Genomic DNA, 24,205 nt, shown 5'->3' with positions numbered 1-24,205 from the left:
GATCGAAGCTCCCTTCAAGTCGTAAGAGCGGCTTGAAGGGAGCTTCGATCACGGGGAGGGGCGGCGCTCGCGGGCGGCCGTCACCAGGTTGGCGAGGGCCGCCTCCACCTGCGGGTACGTCCGCGTCTTGAGGCCGCAGTCCGGGTTGACCCAGACCCGTTCCACCGGCACCACCTTGAGTACGGCGTCGAGCAGGTCACCCACCTCCTCGGCGCTGGGCACCCGGGGCGAGTGGATGTCGTACACGCCGGGGCCGAGGCCGCGGCCGAAGCCGTCCAGCTCGCCGAGGATGCGCCCACCGGAGCGGGCCGACTCGATCGTGGTGACGTCGGCGTCCAGCCCGTCGATGGCGGCGATCACCTCGCTGGCGTTCGAGTAGCACAGGTGGGTGTGGATCTGCGTGTGGTCGCCGGCGCTGGAGGTGGCGTGCCGGTACGCCGCGACCGCCCACTGTAGATACTCGTCCTGCCGCTCGCGGCGCAGCGGGAGCAGCTCGCGCAGCGCCGGCTCGTCCACCTGGATGATCGACGTACCGGCGGCGGCCAGGTCGCGCACCTCCGCGCGGACCGCCTCGGCGACCTGCACCACCACCTCGCGCAGCGGGATGTCCCGCCGCACGAACGACCAGGCCACGATCGTCACCGGCCCGGTGAGCATGCCCTTGACCGGCCGCTCGGTGAGCGACTGGGCGAAGCGGGTCCAGCGCACGGTGATCGGCGCGGTACGGCGTACGTCGCCGTGGATGATCGGCGGTCGGGTGCAGCGGGAGCCGTACGACTGCACCCAGCCGTGCCGGGTGGTGGCGAAGCCGTCGAGGTGCTCCGCGAAGTACTGCACCATGTCGTTGCGCTCCGGCTCGCCGTGTACGAGCACGTCGACGCCGAGCCGCTCCTGCAGCCGGATCACCCGCTCGATCTCCGCCTCGATCAGCCGCTCGTACCCCCGCTGGTCCAGCGTCCCGGCGGCCAGCGCGGCCCGGGCGGCGCGCAGCTCACCGGTCTGCGGAAACGACCCGATCGTCGTGACCGGCAGCGGCGGCAGTCCAACCTGGACGGAGCGCTCCGGGTACGGCGCCCGACCCTCCAGAGTGGACTCAGCCGGCCGCCCGGCGGGGCGGGGAGACGGCGCGCGTCCGCGAGCGCCCCGCGCCAGCCGATCGGCGAGCGCCACCACCTCGGCCACTTTCTGGTCGGCGAAGGCGAGCCGCTCGCGCAGCGCCGGGTCGAGGCCGGTCTCGGCGTCCAGGTCGTACGGCACGTGCAGCAGCGAGCAGGAGGTGCTCACCACCACGCCGGGGTAGCGGGAGAGCTCGTACAGGGCGGCGCCGAGGTCGGTGCGCCACACGTCCCGCCCGGAGACCACGCCGGCCACGAGCGTCTTGCCGCCCAGCGCGGCCGGGTCGACCGGGCCGCCGCGGACGAGGTCCACGCCGATCGCCTCGATGCCGGTGGCGGCGAGCGCCGGCAGCGCCTCGCCCGGCTCGCCGAAGTACGAGGCGACCAGCAGCTTAGGCCGGTCGGAGAGCGCGCCCAGCCACTCGTACGCCCGCCGCGCCTGCGCCACGCCGGCGCCGGTGACCAGTGCCGGCTCGTCGAGCTGCACCCACTCGACCCCCTCGGCGGCCAGGGCGGCGAGCAGGTCCGCGTACGCGGTCAGCGCGTCGTCGAGCCGGGTCAGCGGCGGCGGGTCCCCGGCAGCGGGCTCGGACAGCAGCAGGAACGTGACCGGGCCCACCAGCACCGGCCGGGTCTCGTGGCCGAGCGCCCGCGCCTCGCGTACCTCCCGGATGGGCTTGTCGCCGGCGAGCCGCAGCGGTGTGCGGGCGCCGATCTCCGGTACCAGGTAGTGGTAGTTGGTGTCGAACCACTTCGTCATCCGCAGCGGCGGCAGGCCGTCGGCGCCCCGGGCCATCGCGAAGTACGGGTCGGCGGCCGCCCGGTAGCGCTCCGGCACGGCGTCCAGCAGGACCGCGGTGTCCAGCACGTGGTCGTACTCGGAGAAGGTGTTGGAGGGCAGCGCGCGCAGCCCGAGCGCGGCCAGCCGGCGCCAGGTGCCGGCCCGCAGGTCGGCGCCGACCCGGTCGAGCCCGTCGCGGTCGAGCCGCCCGTCCCAGTACGCCTCCAAGGCCCGCTTCAGCTCGCGGCGCGGTCCGATCCGTGGGTACCCGAGGATTGTCGAATGCGTCAGCACGGGGCGATCCTGCCCGCGGCGCGGGCCCGGCGGGTGGTCCATAACTGCTGCTTATCGAGCGTCTGGCCATACTGGGGTGTGGAACCGGGACCGCCGCAACGCGAGATCGCCTGCTTCGTGCGGGTGGCCGAGCACCTGAGCTTCTCCCGGGCCGCGGCCGCGCTGGGCATGACCCAGCCGGCGGTCAGCCAGGCCGTCGCGCGCCTCGAACGCACGCTGGGGCTGCGCCTGTTCGACCGGACCAGCCGTGAGGTGGCGCTCTCCGACGCGGGCAAGGTGCTCCTGCCGTACGCCGAGGCGATGCTGGAGCACGCCGCCGCGTTCGCCGCTGAGGCGGCCCGGCTCGCCGAGCCCGCTGGGCGGCCCATCAGGCTCGCTTATTGCCCGCTCGTCGGCGCGCTCGCCGCCCGGGTGGTACGCCGGCTGGCGGACCGGTCGCCGGCGATCGACGTCGAGCTGCGCCGCGCCGGCTGGGGTGCGGCGACCGCCGACCTCGCGCAGGGCGGTGCCGCGGCCGCGTTCATGAGCACGCCGTTTCCGGCCGGGGTGGCGATGACCGCGCGGTTCCACGTACCCGTGACGCACCTGGCCGTGCCGGCGCGGAGCCGGCTGGCGACCGCGAACCGCCTGGTGATCGAGCAGTTGCCCGCGGTGCTGCTGCCGCGCTCGCGGCCGCCGGGCAGTGTGTGGCACGCGCTCGCGCCCCGCCTGCGCTCGCCCGCCGTCGTGGGCGACCTGGACGACCTGCCGGCGGCCCTCGACCTGGTCGCGGCCGGACGCGGCCTGCTGGCCGCGCCGCACCTGCTCGCCGAGACGGTACGCCGGCCGGATGTGCGCTTCGTCCCGATCGACGCCAGCGACCTGCGGATGACGTACGGCCTGGTCTGGGCGCCGGAGCGGGCGTCGGCGGAGGTGATGGCGCTGGTGCAGGCGGCCCGCCAGATCCTGCGCGTGCCGTGAACTCCCGGAGCCTGTTAGTTTACACGCCCAACTATTGACAGCCATCTGTCCGCTGTGTGAATCTCTGCGACGGAGCCGGCGGAAGCCTGGGCAGCTTCCCTTTCTGACGGTCGCACGCCACGCGTGCGGATGTCGCTTGCCTCAGGACAGCGCTCGCTTCATCTCTAGGAGCTCTACATGCGCAGAAGCATTGCCGGCGCTCTCGCCTCGGTGCTCGCCGCCGGCGTGGTGGCCGTGGTGACCCAGGTGGCCGTGAGTACGTCGACGCCCGCGTCGGCCGCCGCGTCCGACCCGTACAACTGGAAGAACGTGCGGATCGACGGCGGCGGTTTCGTTCCGGGTATCGTCTTCAACCCGACCGAGCGCAACCTCATCTACGCGCGCACCGACATCGGCGGCGCGTACCGGTGGGACCAGGCCGGGCAGTCGTGGGTCCCGATGCTCGACTGGGTGGGCTGGGACCGCTGGGGATACAACGGCGTGGTCAGCCTCGCCACCGACCCGGTGCAGACCAACCGGGTGTACGTGGCGGCCGGCATGTACACGAACGACTGGGACCCCAACAACGGCGCGATCCTGCGCTCCACCGACAAGGGCAACACCTGGCAGACCACGGCGCTGCCGTTCAAGCTCGGCGGCAACATGCCCGGCCGCGGCATGGGCGAGCGGCTGGCCGTCGACCCCAACCGCAACAGCGTCCTGTACCTCGGCGCGCCCAGCGGCAACGGCCTGTGGCGCAGCACCGACTACGGCGCGACCTGGTCGAAGGTCACCAACTTCCCGAACCCCGGCAACTACGTGCAGTCCCCCGGTGACGCGTACCTCGGCGACAACCAGGGCATCGTCTGGGTGACGTTCGACAAGCGGTCGGGCACCTCCGGCAACGCGACGCAGACCATCTACGTCGGCGTCGCGGACAAGGAGAACACCGTCTACCGCACGACCAACGGCGGCACTTCGTGGGAGCGCGTGGCCGGCCAGCCCACCGGGTACATCGCGCACAAGGGTGTCCTCGACACGACCGGCGGCTTCCTCTACATCGCCACCAGCGACACGGGCGGCCCGTACGACGGCGCCAAGGGTGACGTGTGGAAGTACAACACCGCCACCGGCGCGTGGACGCAGATCAGCCCGATCCCGTCGAGCAGCGCGGACGACTACTTCGGGTACAGCGGGCTCACCATCGACCGCACCAACCCGAACACCATCATGGTGGCGACCCAGATCTCCTGGTGGCCGGACGCGATCTTCTTCCGCAGCACCGACGGGGGCGCGACCTGGACCCGGATCTGGGACTGGACGTCATACCCCAACCGCTCCAAGCGGTACACGATGGACATCACCTCGGTGCCGTGGCTGTCGCTCGGCGCCAACCCGCAGCCGCCGGAGGAGACCCCGAAGCTGGGCTGGATGAACGAGTCGGTCGAGATCGACCCGTTCGACGGCAACCGCTTCATGTACGGCACCGGCGCCACGATCTACGGCGCGACCAACCTCAAGAACTGGGACACCGGCGGCACGGTGACCATCCGCCCGATGGTTCGCGGGCTGGAAGAGACGGCGGTGCTCGACCTGATCAGCCCGCCTTCCGGCGCCCCGCTGGTGAGTGGCCTCGGTGACATCGGCGGCTTCCGGCACATGAACCTCGACGCCGTACCGCCGATGATGTTCCAGCAGCCGTACTTCACGAGCACGACGAGCCTCGACTACGCCGAGACCAACCCGAGCATCATGGTGCGGTCCGGCAACTTCACCGACTCCGACCGCCCCAACGACAGCCACGTCGCGTTCTCGACCGACGGCGGGGCCAACTGGTTCCAGGGCACCGAGCCGGGCGGGATCAACTCCGGCGGCACGGTGGCGGCGGCGGCCAACGGGAGCCGCTTCGTGTGGGCGCCGGGCGACTCCGGCATCCAGGTGCACTACTCGGTCGGGTACGGCAACAGCTGGTCGGCGTCGTCCGGCATCCCGGCGAACGCGGTCGTCGAGTCCGACCGGGTCAACCCGAACAAGTTCTACGGCGTCAGCAACGGCACCTTCTACGTGAGCACGAACGGCGGGCAGTCGTTTACCGCGGCCGCCACCGGGCTGCCGGCGAGCGGCGTGAAGTTCAAGGCCGTGCCGGGGCGCGAGGGCGACATCTGGCTGGCCGGCAGCACCGGCCTCTTCCGGTCGACCAACTCGGGCACCAGCTTCGCCAAGATCTCGAACGTCACCGAGGCGGTCAACGTCGCGTTCGGGAAGGCCGCGCCGGGCCAGTCGTACCAGGCGCTCTTCCTGGTCGGCACCGTGGACGGGGTCAAGGGCGTGTACCGGTCCGACGACACCGCCGGCACCTGGCTGCGGATCAACGACAACGCCCACCAGTACGGCAACATGGGCGAGGCGCTCGCCGGCGACCCGCGCATCTACGGGCGGGTCTACCTGGGTACCAACGGGCGGGGCATCCTCTACGCCGACCGCACCGGCGGCACCCCGACGACCCCGCCCACGTCCGCGCCGCCCACGTCTACGCCCCCTACCTCCGCACCTCCGACCTCGGTACCCCCGACGTCGGCACCCCCGACCTCGTCGGCGCCGGTTGGTTCCTGCGCGGTGACGTACGCGATCACCGGGCAATGGGGCGGCGGCTTCCAGGGTGACGTGAAGATCACCAACACCGGCAGCCAGGCGGTCAACGGCTGGAGCCTGGTGTGGTCGTTCGCGAACGGCCAGCAGATCTCCCAGATCTGGGGCGCGACGCGGACCCAGACCGGTGCCACGGTCACCGCCCGGAACGAGGCATGGAACGTCACGATCGCGCCCAACGCGGCCGTGACGTTCGGCTTCATCGCCAGCTGGACGGGGACCAACGCCCGCCCGACGGCGTTCACCCTGAATGGCTCGGCCTGCTCGGTGAGCTGAGCTTGCCGCGGAGCTGGTTTGTCAACCCCGGGGCCGGCGCGCCCGGCCGGCCCCGGGGGTAGCCGGCGCTGGCTGGCTCCGCAGGGTAGCCGGCGCTGGCCGGCTCCCCCGGTAGACCAAAGTCGAACGTCCTCGCGACCGCGGATTGACGCGCGTGCGCCCGGCAACTGGGCAGGCTGGGCGCATGATGGACGCGGTTTACCGGCGGCACGAGACGGTGGTCTCCGAACCGGCGTGGGCGGTGGGCCTGATGTGGCTGGGCCTGCCGCTCGCCGGCGCCGGGGTGGGGTGGCTGCTGCAGGCGCTCGCCGGATGGCTGGCCGAGCTGCCCTGGATACCGTTCAAGGGGGCGGTCGAGCTGCTCGCCTCGGTCGCCGACAACGAGCCGCTGGCCACGATCGTCAGCCTCGCGGCGGGCGCTGTCGTGGGGCTTGTGCTCGCGTTCATCGGGGCGATGGAGACGCTCGTCGTGCGGATCACCGACGGCGACGTCACCCTCCGTCGTGGCGACAACACCCAGGAGATCAACCGATCCGTGGTACGGGCGGTCTTCGTCGACGGCAAGCAGCTGGTACTGCTCGGGCGGGATACCGAGGAGCTGGCCCGGGAGGGTTTCGACCTCGGCGCCGAGCGGCTCCGGGACGGGTTCCTCGCGCACGGGTACCCCTGGGCCGCGGCCGGCGACCCGTACCGCGACGAGTTCCGCCGGTGGGTGCCGGACGACCCGGAGCTGCCGGGGAGCGCCGACGCGCTGCTCAAGGCGCGGGCGAAGGCGCTGGAGAAGGGGGACAAGACCGACGTCGCCGAGCTGCGGGCCGAGCTTGGCAAGCTGGGCGTCGTCGTGCGCGAGGAGTCAAAGCGGCAGTACTGGCGGCGTACACACCCGACCAGTGGTTGAGCAGGGGGTATCCGGTTTGGGGCGGCTGGGCTAGCCTGTGCCCCGTGACCGCCACGGGGGGAGTGGCGGCGCCGCCGCTGTTGCCGCCGCGGCCGCGTCGCTACCGCACGCTCACGAGCGCCGTCGTCGAGACGGCCGCCGTGCTGTGGTCGGCGGTTCGGCTGCTGTGGCGCCACTGGCCGGTGCTCTTCGCGCTCTACTTCGCCGGGGCGGCCGCGAAGGCGTTCATCATGATCGGCGCCGTGCAGGCGAGCAAGCTCAACGGCGTGCTCGGCGCGATGGTCATCATCCTCGGCCCGGTCTCCACGCTCGTCTCGCTGGTCCTGATGCTGCGCGTGGTGCGGCCGTCGCTGCCCTGGCTGGCGGCGGCGACCGCCGATCCGCGGCCGGACGGGGCCGGCGATGCGCCCAGCCGGCCGCCCACACTGATGGACCACCTGGCCAGCGCGCTCATCCCGTTCCTCGCGGTGTACGCCTCGTGGGGCTACCTCCAGCAGGATGTGTCCGACTACGTCTACGAGGTCTGGGCGGACGCCGCCTTCAACGACGCGCGGGTCTTTGACGAGCCGGGCCTGATGGGCCGGGAGCTCGACCAGCGGCTGCCGTTCGACACGTCGCTGACGCTGATCACGGTGGTCGTGGTGGCGCTGGTGCTGCGCTGGCTGCTCAACACCCTCCGTCCTGGCCGCCGGTGGCCGGTGCTGGGCATCCTCGGTGCCTACGTCGAGGTCATCTGGATCATCGTCTCGATGGTCGCCCTCAACCAGGCCCGTGGTCCGGTGACCGACTGGGTGCTCGGCCGCAAGGTGGTGCAGTGGCTGCTCGACGTGTGGAACGGGTTCGTCGAAGCGCTCGGCCCGCTGACGAACGCCATGCGCGGTGCCGGCGAGTGGCTGGTCACCGCGATCGCGTCGGCTGACACCGTGATCGTGGTACCGCTGGCGTGGCTCGCCGTCGGCGCCGTCGTGTACGGGCACAAGCTCGCGCCGCCCGCCCCCTCCGGCTCCGAGCTGCTGCAACGGGCCAGCAAACGGTGGAACGCGCTGCCCAAGCCCGTACGCGTGGTGGGTGCCAACATGAGCTCCGACGTGCGCGACCGGTTCATGCCGCTGGTGCACGGGGTGCGCACGCTCGCGCGGGCCGGCTTGGCGCCGATGCTGTTCTTCTGCATCTCGTTCCTGATCGCGCAGACCGCGAACGACTGGCTGTGGGAGGTCGAGCGGTTCCTGATCGGTCCGCGTGACCTGCAGGAAGTGTGGATGCCGCTGTCCGGGCCGCTCTCCGTCTTCAACGACGCCCTGGGCGTGGTGCTGCTCGCCTGCCTGCTCGCCGCAGCGGTCGACCGGGTGCTTCGGCTACAGCCCGCGCCCACTTCCGACTCCGCTTCCGAGGACGCTCCGGAAGAGGGCGCTCAGGACGTGGCCAGCCGGGCGTAGTGCGGGAGGTGCAGGCCGCTGGTGACGCGTACGGCAGCGGGTCGGGCCGAGTCCGGCGTCACGAAGTACATCTCCACCTGCCACGGTGACGGCGCCTCGTCATCCTCCGGGGTGCACGAGGGGAAGGGCGTGCGGGCGCCCGACAGCTCGTCGGGCTTGGCGCCGAAGAGCCGTCCCTCGGCGTCTTCGAGCGCGAGGTTGCACCCGATGACCGACTCCTTGTCGGCCGCCTCGACCTCGATGGTCGCCTTCCACGCCTTGGTCTTGCCCGGCGGCTGGAAGGGCTCCCCGCCGTACGTCTTGAGGTCGGTCGCCGGCCCGAAGCTGACGAGCCGCATGCGCGCGTCGGAGTACGAGGTCCAGCCGTCCGCGCTGGGCAGGACCGCCTCGTGCGGGTGCCGGTTGTAGAGGTCGAGCCCATCCTTGACGCTGGGCGCGAGGGCGAGCGCGAGGACCGGCAGGAGCGCGACCAGCCCCCAGATGTTGCGCCGCCACCACCCCCTGGTCTTGGGTCCGGCGGGTGGCGGCGGCGCCGGCTGCCCGGGCATCGGGAAGCCCTGCGCGGGCACGGGCTGGCCCGGGAACGGTCCGACCATCGGGACCCCGGCCGCCCCGTGCGGCGGCGGAATCTGCGACGGCTGGCTCACCGGCGGCGGTGCCGCTACGGCCGGCGGGCTCAGCGTCGCGGCCGGAGCCATCTGGAATTGAGCCACCGCTGCGTGGGCCGCCCCAGCCGCTCCCGATGCGGTGTGGCCGGGTGTCTGGGCTCCAGGTGCGGAGACCGTTGTCTGGTTCCCGGGTGTGGGGGTCGTCGTCTGGTTCCCGGGTGTGGGGGCCGTGGGTGGGAGGGTTGCCCGTCCGTGGGCTGCGGGTGATTGCGGGGTCGGCGCTTGGGGCGCGAGCGCCGGCGTCTGGGGCGCGGGTGCTTGCGGGGCTGGCCATTGGGGCGCGAGCGCCTGCGGAGCCGGCGTCTGGGGCGCGAGCGCTTGTCGGGCTGGTCCTTGGGGCGCGGGCGCTTGCGGGGCTGGCCCTTGACCCGCAAATGCTTGCGGCGACGGGGCCTGGGGCGCGATTGGTTGCGGGGTTGGCGCTTGACGCGGAGCCTGCGTTTGGGGCGGGGGTGCTTGTAGGGCTGTGGGTGCGAGCGCCGCTCGGGCTTGGGGCGTGGGGTCCTGGGGCGCCGCCGGTTGGGGTGAGGCTGCGTAGACCGCCGGCGTCTGGGGCGCGGGCGGGTGCGCCGGCGTCGGGTGGCTCACCGGCGTTTGCGGTGCCGGTGCGTGTGCCTGTGCCGGGTGCGTGGGGTTGGGCGCGTGGGGTCCGCTCCACGGCGAGGGCGTCTCCTGCGTCCGGTCCGTGCTGTCTGTCCTGTCCCAGGACGGCATTGACCCGGCGTGTGGCTGCTCAGCGACCCGGGGTGGCATAGCGACCTGCGCCGACGCCGACGCCGACGGTGGCGGTGGCGGTGGCGGCATGGCGGGTTGTGGGGACGACGGCAGTGGCGGCACGACGAGCCGTGGTGGCGGTGGCGGCACGACCGGCTTCGGTGGCGGCGGGAGGTGCGACTGCTGCGTGGTGTGCGCCGTGGCGTTGGTGACGGGCGACCGTGGTGCCACCGGCGGCGGTGAAGGCGGCTGGTGCGGCCCGGTGTTCAGATAGCCACCCGCTTGCCCGTAGCCGCCCGCGGCTTGCCCGTAGCCGTCCGCTTGCGTGCGGGGTGGGCGCGGCATCGGCTTGAGCATGACCGGCGGCTTCGGACCCAGCGGCGGTGCCGGCCGCTCATCCGAGCTCGGCTCGTCCCACTGCGACCCCGTCGAGTGGCCGGCGCGATCGGTCACGTGCGGATGCGCCGCGGTCTCCGCCTGGCTGGGGTCGACCTGGATCGCCGCCGTATCGGGCTCGACGGCCGGGATGACGGCCGTATCAGTGTCGCGCGCCCGCGCCGCCAACCCCTCCGGCTGCGGCGGCGGAGCTTCGTTCTGCCGCGGCCGAGCCTCGTCATGCCGTGGCTGAGCTTCGTCGTGCCGTGCCTGAGCCTCTTGATGCCGTGGCCGGGCTTCGTCCTGACCGGGCCAGGCGGAGTCTGGTGGCGCCCACGGAGACGGCGGTGGCTGCGTCATGACACCACCTTCGGCTTCTCCATGATGACCGCTTCCTGCTGCGTGGCCCATCTGTCCACTGTGGTCGTATCCACCTTGGGCAGCTCGATCTCGGCCATGCCGTCCATCCGCTGGTCGATCACCGGAGCCGCCAACCGCAGTCGCATCGAGGTGGCCACATCGCGCGGCACCTCGAACGCGATTTCCCCCTCGACCGGAATCCCCGGCTGGAAGCTCCGCGCCCCGTCCGCGAACAGCTGCGTGAACCGGTTGCTGACCAGAAACTCGCGATCCCGATCGTCGATGAGCGCCGCGTACCCCACGGTGGTCTTCTCGGTGAAGGCGGTGACCCGTACGCGGACCAGGATCCACACGCCCCCGGTCTCGTAGCCCTTGCTGCTTACCCCGAGCAGGCGCGCACCCCGCACGCTGACGAGCTGCGCCTCGAAGGAGCGCGCCGAGACGCTCTCACCCACCTCGCCGACCGCGATGTAGGGCCGCTCGCGGATATCCGCGCGGTCGCCGCCGATCGGCCGCCAGTTGGCGACCACACCGCCCACCGCGAGGGCGGCGATGAGCAACATCCCAACCCGCGCCCGGCTCCCGACCCGCTCGACCCGCCCCGGTGGCGCCCGATGACTCCGGATCTCCTCCAGGGCAACCGCTGCGGCACCGCCCGGCACGCCCGCATCCTCCCGCGCCGCTGTCCCACCCTGCGCCGCCCCAGCACCTACCGGCACAGCGGCGGCGGGCGGCGTAATCGAACCGCCTGGCGACGCCTGGCTGCCGGCCGGAGCCTGGACGGGTGGGACCTGGCCGCCGGGTGGGAGGGCACCGCCCGGAGAGGCCGTGCCAGGCGGGACGGCGCTCGCAGGCGAGGTCGAGCCCATGGGGGAAACCGGGCTGCTCGCTGGGAACTGGCCGGAGGGCGGAACCGATCCGGCGGGTGTGGGCGGCAGCCCACCTGGCGGAAACGCGCCTCCCGGAGGCACCGCACCGGGCGGGAATGTGCCGGGCGCGGAGGTGCCGGGCGGGAAGGCGCCGGCCGGTGGAACCGGGTTGCCCGGCGGGATCGGCCCGGGCCAACCGGCCGCCATCGGACCACCGGCGGCGGCCGGAGCAGCCGACGCCGGCAGGCCACCGGCAGGAAGGCCACCGGGTGCGGGAAGGCCACCGGGTGTAGGACGGGCAGCGGATGCGGGTGAACCACCGGGGACAGGCTGGCCACCGTCGGAAGGCTGGCCGCTGGGGACAGGCTGGCCATCAGGAGCAGGTGGACCAGCGTAGGGCGGACCACCGGTAGCGGGCCATCCGCCCGACTGTGCGGGCGAGGGCGGAGCGGGCCATCCAGCGGGCGAGGGTGGCGCTGCCGAGGCGGGCCAACCACCGGGCGGGGCCGGAGCGGGCCAACCACCGGGCGGGACCGGCGCCGGGGAGGCGGGCCATCCGGCGGGCGGTGGGGGTGGAGCGTGACCAGGCGGTCCCGTGGGTGGATGCGGCGGGGCGGGGCTTGGCCACCCGCCGGGCGGGGACACGGCCGATCCGGGCGCGGGTGGCGCAACCGGTCCCGATGGACCAGCGGACGGAGGCGGGTGGACAGGACCTGGCCGCCCGCCGTGCGGCGGCGCCGCAGAGGCAGCCCATCCAGCCGGCGGTGGCGCGGCCGGGGCGGGCCACCCAGTGGGCGGCGGCACCGCGGAGGTGGGCTGTCCGGCCGGCGGTGGTGCGGCCGGAGTGGGCCATCCAGTGGGTGGCGGGGGCGCCGCAGAGGCAGGCCACCCACCGGGGGGTGGCGATGGCACCGCAGGTCCGGGCTGGGCGGCTGGCGAATGTGGGGCAGAGCCGGACCAGCCGGCGGGCGCAGGTGGGGCGGAGCCCGGCCACCCGGGAGGTGGTGGCGCGGCGCCGGGGCGGCCGGCGGCGGGAGGCTGCGCCGGGCGCGGCCAGGCGGCGTGCGGGGGTGGCGGCGCGGGGCTGGGCCAGCCGACTGCTGGAGACGGCGCGCCGGGTGGGGTCCCGCCGGCCGGCGGGACCCCACCAAAAGATGACGGGACCGGGCCAGATGACGGGGCCGCACCGGAAGACGGGACCGGCGGGACCGCACCAGAGAACGGCGGGACCGGGCCAGATGACGGCGAGGCCGGACCGGGAGACCAGGCGCCACCCGGTGGGCCGGGCGCGCTCGGGGAGGGTGGGGCTGGCGCGGTGGGCCAGCCGTTGGCCGGCTGGTCGTGGGTGGGTTGCTCTGGTGGGGTGGTCACTTGCCGCGCCTGTCTTCGATGGGCACGGTGAGCTCGGCGCGGGGCTCCGGGTCGAACCAGGCCTTGTGCCCGTCGAGGGTGCTCACGCGGTAGGTCTTCTTGTTGATGGTCACGGTCATCTCGGTGGGTACCGCGGCCGTGCTCTCCTGCTCCCAGAAGAAGGCGAGCTTTTCCGGCATCGACGGCTGCAGGTAGCGGACCGGCGTACCGTCGCGCATGCTGAGCACGTACTGGGGGTCGAGGCCCTTCAGGTTGGGGTCGTCGACCAGGCCCTCTACCCCGGTGACATCGATGATCTCGTCCATGTCATCGCGGCTCTCCGGCGCGGTGACCTCGATCGTGGCGAGCACCACCACCCAGCGGTTGGCCGGGTTGTCCAGGTGGACGCCGGGGAGGCCGTCACCCACCAGGCGGCCGCCGGTGACCGTGACGTTCCAGGGCTCGCCTTTGCTGACCTCGTCGACCTTGACCGGTGGCAGCGCGGGCTTTTCGGCGTGCTCCAAGCCCCCGAAGAGGCCCGACGCCGCGAGTGCGGTGGCGCCGGCGCTCAGGCCGAGCCATCTAAGTGGGATAGCGACAATACGGGCGCCGAGCCCTCGCGGGCCCGCGCCCGGCCCCCCGCCGACGCTAGACACGGTTCCGCAGCATAGGCGCAACCAGCCGGCCCGGCTAGGCCCCGTCCCGCGGACGCCTGCGCCCCTCCGCACCGGGTCTCGCCGTCTATGTCTTGCGCCCGCGGGGATACGGCCACCCGTTGGGTACGCAGCCGCCCATGCCGTAGATCTGCTGCTGCATGACAGGAGCCGGCCGTCCCTTGCCGGGGCAGGTCACATGGCTGTGGCCGAGGAAGTGTCCCACCTCGTGGTTGACCACAAGATGGCGGTACATGTCGACGTCACCCTGGTACGCCGGGATGGCCAGGACCCACCGTTTCACGTTGATGACGACGTTCTCCTGGCCGCGGCAGGAGACCTCGCCGCCGGTGTCCAGGCCGTACTGGCCGCAGATCTGGTCGACGGTGTCGGGGCTGGCCAGCTTGACGACGAAGTCCACCGAGCCGCCCGCCGGCCGCTGGAACGCCCACTGCCCACCGGCCGTCCACCCGCGCGGGTCGGCGAGGACGCGGTCCACCCACTTCGCGAACTCGCCCGGCTGCTGCTCCAGCCCCCGCTCGACCTCGACGCGGTAGCGCAGCACCGTGCCGCTGCCGACGCGCTTGGCCGAGCCGGTCGCCCGGCGGAACGTACCCTCGCCGTGCTGGGGGAACGTCGGCGGAGCCGTCGTGGGCTTTGGCGCCGGTGCCGGCTCGACGGTGGTGGCGGGTGGGAGTGTCGGGGCTCCGGACCAGGTGGAAGGCGTACCAGATGATGATTTTTGGTGAATCGCGAAGCCGCCGGCGGCGAATGCCAGCCCGGCCACGACGGCGACCGCGCTGACTGCGACGTAGGCCAGCGCGCGGTTCTTACGCCGCACGCCGCTGGTCCTCCTCCGCGACCGCCGGGACGGCCCGGCGCACCGCGACCGCCGCGACGGCCCGGCGTAGCGCGAGTGTTTCGCGGATCCGGCGGCGGGCTGCGCGTCGCCAGCGTTCCTCCTGATCGCGTCCCATGCGGGCACCGTAAGGAGGCGGCCGTGAAGAACCATTGAAGAAGCTGTCTGCCTGCCGTTCTTCACAGCATCTTCATCGTGGTACCAGGCAGTATGGAGTGCCATGAGCGCGCGAATACTGGTCGCGGAGGACGACCCCAAGCAGGCCAACCTCATCCGGGTCTACCTGGAGCGGGAGGGCCACAGCGTGCTGGTCGTCGGCGACGGGCGCACCGCGCTGGAGCAGGCCCGCACGCGCCGCCCCGACCTCGTCGTGCTCGACGTCATGATGCCGCAGGTGGACGGCCTCGACGTGTGCCGCATCCTGCGCAGCGAGTCAGAGGTGCCGATCCTCCTGCTCACCGCCCGTACCACCGAGGACGACATGCTCCTCGGCCTCGACGTGGGGGCGGACGACTACATCACCAAGCCGTACAGCCCGCGCGAGCTCGCCGCGCGCGTCCGCGCGCTGCTGCGCCGTGCGGGCGCGGTCACCGCGGGTAACCAGGCCATCCTCAAGGTGGGCGATCTGGAGATCGATCCAGGACGATTCGAGGTACGGGTGGGCGGCCGGCCGATCGTGCTGACCGCGAAGGAGTTCGGGATCCTGGAGGTGCTGGCGGCCGAGCCGGGGCGGGCGTTCACCCGGGCGCAGATCATCGACCGGGCGTTCGGCTTCGACCACTATGTCCTGGAGCGCACGGTCGACGCGCACGTCATGAACCTCCGCCGCAAGATCGAAGAAGACGCCGCCGAACCGCGCTACGTGCAGACCGTCTACGGCCGCGGCTACCGCCTGGCTGAGTCGTGAGCTTCCGCGTCCGCGTGCTGGTGCTGGTCACGCTCGTGGCCGTCACCGCCGTGGGCGCTACCGCCTGGATCGTGCTCCGGCAGGCGTCGCAGCAGATCACCGACTCGGAGACCGCCGACCGCGCGGTGGTCGACCAGGTCACGACCGAGATCCTCGAGTACGGGGAGACGCACGGCACCTGGGAGGGCGTCGCCGGCGTCGTCAACGACCTCGGCCTCAGCACCGGGGAACGGATCCACGTGGCGACCGAGTCGGGCATCGTGATCTCCGACACCGACACGCTGCAGGGGGTCACGGCCCGGCAGCTCGGCACCTCCGTCAGCCTCGTCGACCCGCGTCCCAAGATCGCTCTTTCCGAGGTGCAGGAGCCGTTCGCCGCCACGACCAGGTCGGTGAGCAACTACCGCACGGGTGTGCGGTTCGCGGCCTGCCTCAGCCGCCGCGGGCACGTGGTCCTCAAGGTCGACGGCGCGTTCGGCGTGCCCACGTTTCAGGACCGGGGCGGCGACCCCGCCCAGGTGGCCATGTGCCAGGAACTGGCGGTGGAGTCGCGGCAGGAGGTGGAGTTCACGCAGCAGCGGATCTCCGCCTGCAAGGCGGCGGGGGTCACCGGCGGGCCGCTTACGCTCTGCCTCTCGCAGGCGTTCACCGACCTGATCAGCGACGTTGCCCCGGAGCCGCTGCGGGTGACGCTCGGCTTCGCCGGCGAGCCGCAGACCCCCATCTCACCTGGCCCGATCCTCGCCGCGGCGGCCGGTGTGGCGCTCCTGGCGCTGGCCGGCACCGCCGTGCTCAGCCGCCGCGTGCTCCGCCCGATCGGCAGCCTCACCGAGGCCGCCGGGCGGCTCGGGCGCGGCGACCTCACCAGCCGGGTCGCGGTGGTGGGCAGCGACGAGGTGGCCGAACTGGGCCGCTCGTTCAACCGCATGGCCGACTCCCTCCAGCGCGGCGAGGAGCGGCAGCGCCGGCTGGTCGCGGACGTGGCGCACGAGCTGCGTACGCCGCTGGCCAACCTCCGCGGCTACCTGGAGGCGCTCAAGGACGGCGTGATCGAGCCGGGCTCCGAGCTCTTCGCGTCGCTGCACGAGGAGGCGGTGCTCCAGCAGCGCATCGTCAACGACCTGCAGGACCTGGCGCTGGCCGAGGCGGGCACGCTGGCCTACCACCGCACGGTCATCGACCTGGCCGAGGTGCTGGAAACCACCCGCGCCGCCCACCACGCGGTCGCCGAGTCCGCCGGCGTGCGCCTGGTGGTCGCGACGCCTGGTCCGGCCCAGGTGTACGCCGACCCGGATCGCCTCCGGCAGGTGCTGGGCAACCTCGTCACCAACGCCCTCCGCGCGACGACGGCGGGCGGGAGCGTGACACTGTCGAGCGCGGTGGACGGCCCGGCCGTCGTCGTGCGCGTGGCCGACACGGGTACCGGCATCGCGCCGGCGTCACTGCCTTACGTGTTCGACCGCTTCTGGCGGGCCGATTCGGCACGCGGACGGCGTACGGGCGGGAGCGGGCTCGGCCTGTCGATCGCCCGCCAGATCGTCACCGACCACGGCGGCACGATCACGGTCGCGAGCCAGTTGGGCGTGGGCACGACGTTCACCATCACCCTCCCCGCCTTGCGCGCCTAGCGCTTTGGCGTCGGGTCACAACGCTTCTTCAGACAGATTTGCCCCGGTCCACGGCGGCTGCGGACCGTTTGCTCCCGCGGGCACCGCTACGGCCGGCGGCTCGCTTGCGCTCGCCGAGTTCCCCGGCCTTCGCTGCCGGGTCCGCGCGGGTTTTACGTGTCGCCGCCGGACCCGGGACGTGTGTGCGCGGGGCTCTGGAGCTGCACGCACAGACGGGGCATGGTCAGGGTGGTGCGGGACCGCCCGGCCAACGTCCGGAGCAACGCGTCGACCCCTCTATTGGCTGCTGTCTTCGCTTTGTGCGGCGGCTCCGACACGCACCGGCTCGGCGGGCGGTTGCTCTTCGTCTGCCTTTCTCTGCTCAACAGCCGGGGAATCGGTGGTCACGCCGTCCTGAGACGAAATCGCCGTGGAGACGAGACTGGGCGACACCGGCTCTACGGGCTGGATGTCTTCGGGAGTGGCTCCTTGGTCGGATCGTTGATCAGAGTGCTCGGGTCCACCCGAACCTGGCGCAGGAGCCCGGCCGTGCCGTCGCCGCGTCCGTGTATGACGAACGCCTCGAGGCGCGTTGTCTCCGGTGCGTCCTTCAGTTGGCGTACCAGCCAGTTGACCCGCGTGGTCGGCTTTCCACTCTTTGGCGCATCCACATCCACATGACAAATGACCCGTGCCGCACGAAGATCTGCGGTTACCTGCATGGCGCCAACGGCGCCAGGGATCTTGATTCCCCCGGTCAACGTGCCGGTCGTGCTCAATTGGCTGACCAATGCTTGCGTCCGCAGGGTTGGCTCCGCCACATCGCGCCGGCTGAGAGCGGGCGTGACCTCCGCACCGAGCCGCCGTCCGAGGCGCAGGCAGGCGTACCGCATCAGGGCGTCGAAGCGGCCGGCCACCTCCGCGACAGTCGTGTCTCCCGCGGACCGTACCCGCCATCACGCCGTCGCGGACGCTGACCCAGGCCGGACCCATGTCACTGAACCCCAAGGCGCCGGAACGAGGATGTTCGAGGTAGCGAATCAGCTCGCCGAGTATCCAAGCCGCCCAGCCATCGACGCTTCAGGTAGTCAGCCGGTGAGTGTTAATCCGTGATGTTGGGTTTCCTGGCCGCCAGGCGCTCGATGATGCCCATACGGAAGCGGTCGTGGCGTTCCACGGTGAAGCCCATCGCCTCGACGTGGCGGATCGGGCGGCGGCGCCAGTACTCGCCGGCCAGCGGCACGCTCACCAGCTCGGCCAGCCACTGCGCCGCGCGCAGCGGCCACGGGCCGGCCGCGACGTGGTCGGCCAGCAGGAGCAGGCCGCCCGGGCGCAGGACGCGGTCCATCTCGGCCAGCGCCTTGCGGTCGTCGGGGATGGCGCAGAGGGAGAACGTGCAGACCACCGTGTCGTACGCGGCGTCCGGCAGGTCGAGTGCCTGCGCGTCGCCCTCCCGCAGGTCGACCGCGCGGCCGAGGGCGGCGGCGCGGCGCTGGGCGAGCGCGAGCATGCCGGGGCTGAACTCGACGCCGGTCAGCCGCGCGTCCGCCGGGTAGTGCGGCAGGTTGAGGCCGGTGCCGATCGCGACCTCCAGCACGTCGCCGGTGGCCTGGCCGCACACCCACTGCCGGGTGTCGCCGAACAAGCGCCGGTCCGCGCGGGTCATGCCGCCGTCGTACGACCCGGACATCCGATCCCATCGCCGGCGCAGCCGATCAGTGCGGCGATCGTGCTCGGCCACCGCGGCACCTCCTCTGGTCGGGGCGACTGCCTGTGATCAAAGCTCCCGCCAGTCGTTCTAGCGACTTCAAGGGAGCTTCGATCACCGGCGGCGGGAGGCGGGCTCCCTAACGGGGTGCGTACCGCAGATGGGGTCTGGTCCGCAAACGGATCGTGGACAGGACGGCCACCAGCGCGGTCGCCAGCAGGGTTACCACGATGCCGTGGGTCAGGCCGCGGACCAGGTACTCCGGGCCGGTGTAGTCGATCGCGTACGTGCCGATCTCGCGGCTGGACCAGAACGGCGTCAGGCGGGTGAGGGAGTCGGCCGGATCGATCATCATCTGCAGGCTGATCGTCACCAGCAGGATCAGCGCGCCCTCCAGCTCGCGGGGGACGACCGCGCCGATCAGCAGGCCGAACGGGGCGGCGACCGTCACCGCCAGCACCATCGCGGCGGCCAGCGCGCCGAGCCGTACCTCGCCGGCGTGGTCGACGGCGATCAGCGCGAAGAACGGCGTGGAGACGGCCAGCCCCAGCAGCCACATCGCGACCAGCCGGCCGAGGTAGAGATGGTGGCTGCGGTATCCGGACAGGCGCAGCCGCGGCTCGATGTGGCGGCTCGTGCCGCTGGCGAAGAGGGCCGTGGTGCTCACCGCCCAGGCGAGCCCGAGCAGCAGGAAGCGGATCGACTGGCCGACCTGGTCGTGCCGGACCAGATAGCAGACCAGGGGCAGGGCCAGGAGCAGCACGAGTACGCCGCGGCGGCGGGACAGCTCGCGCAGCGCCATCTCGGCGACGGTCAGGAGCTTCATGCGGCGGCCTCCCGCGTACCGGGCGTCAGGTCGAGCACCTGGTCGACCTGGTCGAGTTGGTTGAGCAGGTGGGTGACCACGACGATCGCCCGCCCTTCGTCGCGCCAGCGCCACACGTGCTGCCAGAAGTCGAGGTAGGCACCGCGGTCGAAGCCCTGGTAGGGCTCGTCGAGCAGCAGCACGTCCGGGTCGCCGAGCGCGGCCATCACGAGGTTGAGTTTTTGCCGGGTGCCGCCGGACAGGTGGCGGGCCTGGGTGTCGCGGGCCGGCTCCCACTGGAGGGTGGCCGCGCCCGAGCGCCCCAGCCGCCGGGAGCGGGCGCGGTCGAGGCCACGGCCGGCACCGACGAGTACGAAGTGCTCCTCGGGCAGCAGGAAGTCGTAGGTGCCACCGTTCTGTGGGCAGTAGCCCAGCACCCCGTCGACCACCACCTCGCCGGAGTCGGGCGACAGCAATCCGGCGCAGATGCGCAGGAACGTGCTTTTCCCGCAACCATTCGCCCCCACGATCGCGGCCACCTCGCCCGCGCGGACGGTCAGGTCGGTGGGCCCCAGGACGGTGCGGCGCCCGTACCTCTTGGTGATCTGGCTGGCCCGCAGCCGCACGCGGCCCGGCGGGCGCCGGGGTGGGCGGTGCTGGCTGGCCAGGCTCTCCACGACGGCGGCCGCGTATCCCTGCGGCGTCCCGAACGCCCGCAGGGCCGGCTGCCCGCTGTCGCGCAGGTGCGCGGCGGCCTCGGCGACCACGTGGTGGGTCAGGTCCGGCGTGAGCCGGTGCCGGGCGAGCTCCTGGCCGAGCGCGTGCAGCCACCTCTCGTCCGTCATGGACTGGTCACCTCTTCCAAGAGCAGGTCGTCCACCCGGCCGGCGAACGCGCGCCACTGCCTCGACAGCCGCCGCACCGCCTCCTCGCCGGACGGGGTGAGCCGGTAGTACTTGCGCGCGGGGCCGCCCTCGCCGTCGCGCCAGTGCGCCGCGACGAGGCCGGTGCGCTGTAGCCGCAGGAGGACGGGGTAGAGGGTGCCGCCCTGGATCTGGCCGAGGCCCGCCCGGTCGAGTGCCTGGGTGAGCTCGTACCCGTACGACTCGTGGCGGGCCAGCAGGGCGAGCACGCAGACGTCGAGCACGCCGCGCAGCCACTGCCCCCGCCGGTCCTGATCCACTCCGTCCGGGCCGTCCACGCCGGAGAAGGTAGCACAGCTATCTAGATAGTGCTGCCATCTAGTGAACGCCACTCGTCCGGACCACTGAGGAGCGCGCGGACGGCTTCGTACGCCTCGTCCTCGCTGTCGTACTCGTAGTAGCGGGACACTCCCTCGGCCCCGCCCGCGCGCTGCTCCACGAACCACTGGTCGGCGTCGGCGCGCAGGTACACATCCCGGCGCGCGAGCCGCCCCCATTTGCCGTTCCACCAGTGCTTTCGTTGTTCCATCCGGGCACTGTATAGAACAGATGTTCGACTATCGCTGGCCGGGTCGATCTCTGTTGACGAGGTTGTCGAGGGCGCCGCGCTGCTGCTCGGGAACGCGCCCGGCGAGGAGCGCGTCGCGGATCTCGGTGAGGAGCTTGACCTCCTCGCTGGGGGCGGCCGGCGGGGGCTCCTCGCCGCGGCGGCGGCGCTCGGCGAGCCTGTTCATCGGCAGGACGATGAAGAAGTAGAGCGCCGCGGCGGTGAGCAGGAAGGTGATGACCGCGTTGATGAATGCGGACCAGTCGAAGATGGTGTCGCGGATGGTCCATTTGCCGGAAAGCTCCCGGCCGCCGCCGAGTAGCTGGATGAACGGTTCGAGGAACGACTTGGTCAGCTGATTCACGACCGCCGTGAACGCGGCGCCGATCACGATGCCGACCGCCAGGTCGACCACGTTGCCGCGCATGATGAAGTCTTTGAAACCCTTGAGCATGCCCAGCACCGTAGTGGTCTTGGCGTCATACCTCCAGAAATGCCCCGGCCTCGGCGGCCGCCCGCGCGGGATCTCCAGCCCGGATCGCGTCGATCAGGCGGTGGTGGTCGACGTGATCCTCGGGGCGCAACTCGTCACCGACGCCCGTGGCGATCGAGGCGCGCAGCATCGCCGCCCCGAAGGAGGCGTAGAGCTCGGCCAGCATCGCATTGTGTGCGGCCGCGACGATCACCGTGTGCAGCACGGCGTCGGCCTCGACAAAATCATCGACGCGGCCTGATCGCCACGCGGCCTCGCGGTCGGCGAGCGCGCCGTCGAGCGCCGCCATGTCTTCCCTGGTACGCCGCATCGCCGCTAGCCGGGCCGCCTCGACCTCGAACGCACGGCGCACCTCGACCGCCTCGGCGGCCTGCGCACCGGCCAGCCGGCGGCTCACCGCACCGGTCATCTCGTCGGCCGAGACCACGTAGGTGCCTGAGCCCTGCCGGCACTCCAGCACTCCCGCGTGCACCAGCGCGCGCACCGCCTCGCGGACCGTATTGCGCCCGACGCCGAGCGCCTCGACCAACTGCGGCTCGGTCGGGATGCGGCTGCCCACCGGCCACTCGCCGCTGGCGACCTGCTCGCGGAGCGAGTCGATCACCTGGCGCACCAGCGTGGGCCGGCGGGCCGCTCCCACCTCTTGAGCTGTGGCGAGTGGCATCGGTTACAACACCCGACCATAAATCATCCCATGATTTTAGGATGGTGGGCGTGGCTCCGCCAGCATCGACACTGACCGCTCCTGTTTCCGCCGCCGACACCGCTTCGTCCGCCCGCACCCGGGGCACCGCCCTCGTCCTCGCCGGCATCCTGCTCGTCGCACTCAACCTGCGCATCGCCATCACGAGCCTCGGCGCCCTCCTGGAGGAGGTGCGCACCGGCCTGCACCTGTCCGGCGCGATGGCCGGCGTGGTGACGACGATGCCGACGATCGCGTTCGCCGCCTTCGGAGCGGTGGCGCCGTGGCTGGTCCGCCGCTTTTCGCCCGGCCGCGTCGTGGTCGCCGCGATGGTCGCGCTGCTCGCGGGCGAGGTGGTGCGGGTCGCCACCGGCTCCACGGCCGTCTTCATCGCCACGAGCGCGGTGGCCCTGGCCGGCATCGCGGTCGCCAACATCCTGCTCCCGCTGCTGGTCCGGCAGCACTTCCCGCAGCGCACCGGGCTGATCACCGGGGCGTACACGGTCTCGCTGACCGCCGGTGCGTCGGTGGCCGCCGCCTCCGCCGTGCCGATCGCCGACGCCTTCGGCTCCTGGCGGGCCGGGCTCGGCGCCTGGTCCGTGCTGGCCGTGATCGCCGTACTTCCCTGGCTGCCCGCCGTCCTCCGCCGGACCTCCGCCCACCCGGCCGTCCCGCCGCTGGCTGGCCGGGTGCGCCCCGCCCGTACCCGGGTGGGCTGGGCGATGGGCATCTACTTCGGGACGCAGGCGCTCAGCGGGTACGCCACGATGGGCTGGCTGGCCCAGCTCTTTCGCGACTCCGGCTACCGCCCCCAGGCGGCCGGCCTGCTGCTCGCCGGCGTGACCGCGGTCGGCATCCCGGTGGCGCTCGTGATGCCCGCGCTCGCGGTGCGGCTGCGCAACCTCCGGCCGCTGGTGCTGGCGCTGTCCGCCATGATGATCGCCTCGTACGTCGGCCTCGCTCTCGCCCCGCACGGCGGTGCCGCCGCCTGGGTGGTGCTGCTCGCGATAGGCCAGGGCGCGTTTCCGCTCGCGCTGGTGGCGATCGGGCTGCGGGCGAGGACAGCGGAGGGGACGGTGGCGCTGTCCGCCTTCACCCAGAGCCTCGGCTACCTGATCGCCGCGCTCGGCCCGCTCGTGGTCGGCACGCTCTATGAGGTCACCGGCGGCTGGGACCTGCCGATCGGCTTCCTCATCGCCGCGGCGCTGGTCCAGACCGTGGCCGGCCTGGCGGTCGCCCGCCCCCGCTTCGTCGAGGACTGACGCTCGTCGCTCCGGCCCGCCTTCGGCTGCTTGCCGCTTCGGCCCGCCCCGGGCTGCTTGTCGCTCTGGCCCGCCCCCGGCCGCTTGTCGCTCTGGCCCCGCCCCGCCGCCTTTCGCTCTGGACCGCCCCCGGCTCGGGGAGCTAAGGCGGCCGGGCCTGGGCGCGCCCGCCCTCCCAAGGTCCCGCTCGTCTCAAGACGTGGCTCTCGTCTCAAGACGTGGCTCTCGTCTCAAGGGGTGGCTCTCGTCTCAAGGCGTGGCTGAGGCGCTCGGGCGCCGCTATGACGCTTGGCGCAGGATGTCCTGGGTCGCACGGGCGCCTCCGTGGCGTCAGCTCAGGGCGTGGGTGAGGCGCTCGGGCGGAGGACGGCGCACGCCTCTATGGCCTCCTTGACCTTGGGGTCGGTGGTGCTCGGGTTGGTGCCCAGGTCGACGCCGCGGTCGGCCAGGCAATTGCGATAGGCGGCGCCGGCCTCGCGGTTGCCCCCGCCACCCGGTCCGGCGCCCGGTCCGCCGCTCGGCCGCAGCGACGCGCACGCCTCCTGCGCCTTCTGCCAGGTCGCGTCGTCGACGCCCTCCGGCCGGAAGCCGCCCATCCGTCCGCCCGGCTCACCCGATGGGCGGCCGGACGGGAAAGCGGTGGGGCGGCCGGACGGAAACGCGGTCGGGCGCCCCGACGGGAAGCCGCTCGGGCGTCCGGACGGCATCGTGTCGGCGATGTCGATGCCCTGGTCGCGAAGGCACTCCAGGTATGCCGAGGCGCCCGGTGCGCCGTCCGCGCCCTCGCCGGAGTCACCGGAACCGCTGTCCGAACCGCACGCGGCGGCGAGGAGCAGCGCCGCCGATCCGGCCGCCAGCGCGAGGGTCCAACGCGTGCGCAGAGACACAGGTCCTCCATCCTTGGTCGTGCCGCGGGGCTTGGGGGACTCCGCGGCACGCCGGCTTATGGAACCGCCGCTACCTCCACGTCGCGTCAGGCGAAGCTCGAAGAACCCTTCAAATCGACTCTGAGCAAACTCCGAGGTACGGCTCAGC

Annotated in this window: 23 protein-coding genes; 7 read left to right on the top strand and 16 right to left on the bottom strand. The window is 72.4% G+C overall.

Going from position 1 to position 24,205, the window contains the following annotated elements; genetic code table 11:
* Positions 1-48 precede the first annotated feature (48 nt).
* The gene (gene metE / locus RB614_RS12590) at positions 49-2,190 is read right to left on the bottom strand and encodes a 5-methyltetrahydropteroyltriglutamate--homocysteine S-methyltransferase (RefSeq protein ID WP_308712635.1); all 2,142 of its coding nucleotides are present in this window, start codon (positions 2,188-2,190) and stop codon (positions 49-51) included.
* Between metE and RB614_RS12585 the strand changes: the two genes are divergently transcribed.
* The 4 genes from RB614_RS12585 (at position 2,179) to RB614_RS12570 (ending at position 8,388) form a co-directional block, all read left to right on the top strand.
* Positions 2,179-3,150 (top strand): LysR family transcriptional regulator, encoded by a 972-nt coding sequence (locus tag RB614_RS12585; protein ID WP_308712634.1) that lies wholly within the window; start codon positions 2,179-2,181, stop codon positions 3,148-3,150. The genes metE and RB614_RS12585 overlap by 12 nt on opposite strands.
* Before the next feature lie 177 nt (positions 3,151-3,327).
* Positions 3,328-6,054, top strand: a complete 2,727-nt coding sequence (locus RB614_RS12580; protein ID WP_308712633.1) for a cellulose binding domain-containing protein — start codon at positions 3,328-3,330, stop codon at positions 6,052-6,054.
* Between the two features lie 184 nt (positions 6,055-6,238).
* Positions 6,239-6,952 (top strand): YqeB family protein, encoded by a 714-nt coding sequence (locus RB614_RS12575; protein WP_308712632.1) that lies wholly within the window; start codon positions 6,239-6,241, stop codon positions 6,950-6,952.
* 44 nt (positions 6,953-6,996) lie between these two features.
* Positions 6,997-8,388 (top strand): hypothetical protein, encoded by a 1,392-nt coding sequence (locus RB614_RS12570; protein WP_308712631.1) that lies wholly within the window; start codon positions 6,997-6,999, stop codon positions 8,386-8,388.
* On the opposite strand, the gene RB614_RS12565 is transcribed toward RB614_RS12570, so the two are convergent.
* From RB614_RS12565 to RB614_RS12540, 6 genes are all read right to left on the bottom strand, one after another.
* On the bottom strand, positions 8,364-9,086 hold the full coding sequence (locus tag RB614_RS12565; protein WP_308712630.1) for a hypothetical protein: 723 nt from the start codon (positions 9,084-9,086) through the stop codon (positions 8,364-8,366). The two genes, RB614_RS12570 and RB614_RS12565, sit on opposite strands and share 25 nt — an antisense overlap.
* A 1,415-nt stretch (positions 9,087-10,501) precedes the next feature.
* The gene (locus RB614_RS12560) at positions 10,502-11,068 is read right to left on the bottom strand and encodes a hypothetical protein (protein ID WP_308712629.1); all 567 of its coding nucleotides are present in this window, start codon (positions 11,066-11,068) and stop codon (positions 10,502-10,504) included.
* A gap of 679 nt (positions 11,069-11,747) precedes the next feature.
* Positions 11,748-12,368 carry a hypothetical protein gene (locus tag RB614_RS12555; RefSeq protein ID WP_308712628.1) on the bottom strand — a complete coding sequence of 207 codons (621 nt, stop codon included), beginning with the start codon at positions 12,366-12,368 and terminating at the stop codon, positions 11,748-11,750.
* Between the two features lie 373 nt (positions 12,369-12,741).
* The gene (locus RB614_RS12550) at positions 12,742-13,248 is read right to left on the bottom strand and encodes a hypothetical protein (protein WP_308712627.1); all 507 of its coding nucleotides are present in this window, start codon (positions 13,246-13,248) and stop codon (positions 12,742-12,744) included.
* Positions 13,249-13,465: 217 nt separating this feature from the next.
* The gene (locus RB614_RS12545; protein WP_308712626.1) at positions 13,466-14,218 is read right to left on the bottom strand and encodes a DUF3152 domain-containing protein; all 753 of its coding nucleotides are present in this window, start codon (positions 14,216-14,218) and stop codon (positions 13,466-13,468) included.
* Positions 14,208-14,354, bottom strand: a complete 147-nt coding sequence (locus tag RB614_RS12540) for a hypothetical protein (protein ID WP_308712625.1) — start codon at positions 14,352-14,354, stop codon at positions 14,208-14,210. Before RB614_RS12540 ends, RB614_RS12545 begins: the two co-directional genes overlap by 11 nt.
* 102 nt (positions 14,355-14,456) lie before the next feature.
* Between RB614_RS12540 and RB614_RS12535 the strand changes: the two genes are divergently transcribed.
* Together RB614_RS12535 and RB614_RS12530 are read left to right on the top strand one after the other, a co-directional pair.
* Positions 14,457-15,143, top strand: coding sequence for a response regulator transcription factor (locus RB614_RS12535; RefSeq protein ID WP_308712624.1), 687 nt, complete (start codon positions 14,457-14,459; stop codon positions 15,141-15,143).
* The gene (locus RB614_RS12530; protein ID WP_308712623.1) at positions 15,140-16,771 is read left to right on the top strand and encodes a sensor histidine kinase; all 1,632 of its coding nucleotides are present in this window, start codon (positions 15,140-15,142) and stop codon (positions 16,769-16,771) included. The genes RB614_RS12535 and RB614_RS12530 overlap by 4 nt, the downstream gene beginning before the upstream one ends.
* A 437-nt stretch (positions 16,772-17,208) precedes the next feature.
* On the opposite strand, the gene RB614_RS12525 is transcribed toward RB614_RS12530, so the two are convergent.
* The 8 genes from RB614_RS12525 to RB614_RS12490 form a co-directional block, all read right to left on the bottom strand.
* Positions 17,209-17,667 (bottom strand): hypothetical protein, encoded by a 459-nt coding sequence (locus tag RB614_RS12525; RefSeq protein WP_308712622.1) that lies wholly within the window; start codon positions 17,665-17,667, stop codon positions 17,209-17,211.
* Positions 17,668-17,852: 185 nt separating this feature from the next.
* The gene (locus RB614_RS12520; RefSeq protein ID WP_308712621.1) at positions 17,853-18,491 is read right to left on the bottom strand and encodes a class I SAM-dependent methyltransferase; all 639 of its coding nucleotides are present in this window, start codon (positions 18,489-18,491) and stop codon (positions 17,853-17,855) included.
* A gap of 106 nt (positions 18,492-18,597) precedes the next feature.
* Positions 18,598-19,284, bottom strand: coding sequence for a hypothetical protein (locus tag RB614_RS12515; protein ID WP_308712620.1), 687 nt, complete (start codon positions 19,282-19,284; stop codon positions 18,598-18,600).
* Positions 19,281-20,108 (bottom strand): ATP-binding cassette domain-containing protein, encoded by an 828-nt coding sequence (locus tag RB614_RS12510; RefSeq protein ID WP_308712619.1) that lies wholly within the window; start codon positions 20,106-20,108, stop codon positions 19,281-19,283. Before RB614_RS12510 ends, RB614_RS12515 begins: the two co-directional genes overlap by 4 nt.
* Positions 20,105-20,464 (bottom strand): PadR family transcriptional regulator, encoded by a 360-nt coding sequence (locus RB614_RS12505; RefSeq protein ID WP_308712618.1) that lies wholly within the window; start codon positions 20,462-20,464, stop codon positions 20,105-20,107. The genes RB614_RS12510 and RB614_RS12505 overlap by 4 nt, the downstream gene beginning before the upstream one ends.
* A 23-nt stretch (positions 20,465-20,487) precedes the next feature.
* Positions 20,488-20,715 (bottom strand): hypothetical protein, encoded by a 228-nt coding sequence (locus tag RB614_RS12500; RefSeq protein ID WP_308712617.1) that lies wholly within the window; start codon positions 20,713-20,715, stop codon positions 20,488-20,490.
* 28 nt (positions 20,716-20,743) lie between these two features.
* Complete coding sequence (gene mscL / locus RB614_RS12495) at positions 20,744-21,187, bottom strand: large conductance mechanosensitive channel protein MscL (RefSeq protein ID WP_308712616.1); 444 nt, start codon at positions 21,185-21,187, stop codon at positions 20,744-20,746.
* 25 nt (positions 21,188-21,212) lie between these two features.
* Positions 21,213-21,890, bottom strand: coding sequence for a FadR/GntR family transcriptional regulator (locus RB614_RS12490; RefSeq protein WP_308712615.1), 678 nt, complete (start codon positions 21,888-21,890; stop codon positions 21,213-21,215).
* A 41-nt stretch (positions 21,891-21,931) separates the two neighbouring features.
* Between RB614_RS12490 and RB614_RS12485 the strand changes: the two genes are divergently transcribed.
* A complete protein-coding gene (locus RB614_RS12485) occupies positions 21,932-23,170 on the top strand; it encodes a CynX/NimT family MFS transporter (protein WP_428982988.1) in 1,239 nt (412 codons plus the stop codon).
* A gap of 335 nt (positions 23,171-23,505) precedes the next feature.
* Here RB614_RS12485 and RB614_RS12480 read toward each other — a convergent pair whose 3' ends face one another.
* A complete protein-coding gene (locus tag RB614_RS12480) occupies positions 23,506-24,057 on the bottom strand; it encodes a hypothetical protein (protein WP_308712614.1) in 552 nt (183 codons plus the stop codon).
* Positions 24,058-24,205: the final 148 nt, after the last annotated feature.

The sequence above is a fragment of the Phytohabitans maris genome (assembly GCF_031085175.1).
GTDB lineage: Bacteria > Actinomycetota > Actinomycetes > Mycobacteriales > Micromonosporaceae > Phytohabitans > Phytohabitans maris.
This window is presented reverse-complemented; position numbering and strand designations above follow the sequence as displayed.

Coding starts and splice junctions, on each gene's coding strand:
- RB614_RS12560 (WP_308712629.1), bottom strand. CDS start 11,068: ATGTTGCTCATCGCCGCCCTCGCGGTGGGCGGTGTGGTCGCCAACTGG.
- RB614_RS12535 (WP_308712624.1), top strand. CDS start 14,457: ATGAGCGCGCGAATACTGGTCGCGGAGGACGACCCCAAGCAGGCCAAC.
- RB614_RS12515 (WP_308712620.1), bottom strand. CDS start 19,284: ATGAAGCTCCTGACCGTCGCCGAGATGGCGCTGCGCGAGCTGTCCCGC.
- RB614_RS12500 (WP_308712617.1), bottom strand. CDS start 20,715: ATGGAACAACGAAAGCACTGGTGGAACGGCAAATGGGGGCGGCTCGCG.
- RB614_RS12485 (WP_428982988.1), top strand. CDS start 21,932: ATGGTGGGCGTGGCTCCGCCAGCATCGACACTGACCGCTCCTGTTTCC.
- RB614_RS12575 (WP_308712632.1), top strand. CDS start 6,239: ATGATGGACGCGGTTTACCGGCGGCACGAGACGGTGGTCTCCGAACCG.
- RB614_RS12540 (WP_308712625.1), bottom strand. CDS start 14,354: ATGGGACGCGATCAGGAGGAACGCTGGCGACGCGCAGCCCGCCGCCGG.
- RB614_RS12580 (WP_308712633.1), top strand. CDS start 3,328: ATGCGCAGAAGCATTGCCGGCGCTCTCGCCTCGGTGCTCGCCGCCGGC.
- RB614_RS12585 (WP_308712634.1), top strand. CDS start 2,179: ATGCGTCAGCACGGGGCGATCCTGCCCGCGGCGCGGGCCCGGCGGGTG.
- RB614_RS12565 (WP_308712630.1), bottom strand. CDS start 9,086: ATGGCTCCGGCCGCGACGCTGAGCCCGCCGGCCGTAGCGGCACCGCCG.
- mscL (WP_308712616.1), bottom strand. CDS start 21,187: ATGCTCAAGGGTTTCAAAGACTTCATCATGCGCGGCAACGTGGTCGAC.
- RB614_RS12510 (WP_308712619.1), bottom strand. CDS start 20,108: ATGACGGACGAGAGGTGGCTGCACGCGCTCGGCCAGGAGCTCGCCCGG.
- RB614_RS12490 (WP_308712615.1), bottom strand. CDS start 21,890: ATGCCACTCGCCACAGCTCAAGAGGTGGGAGCGGCCCGCCGGCCCACG.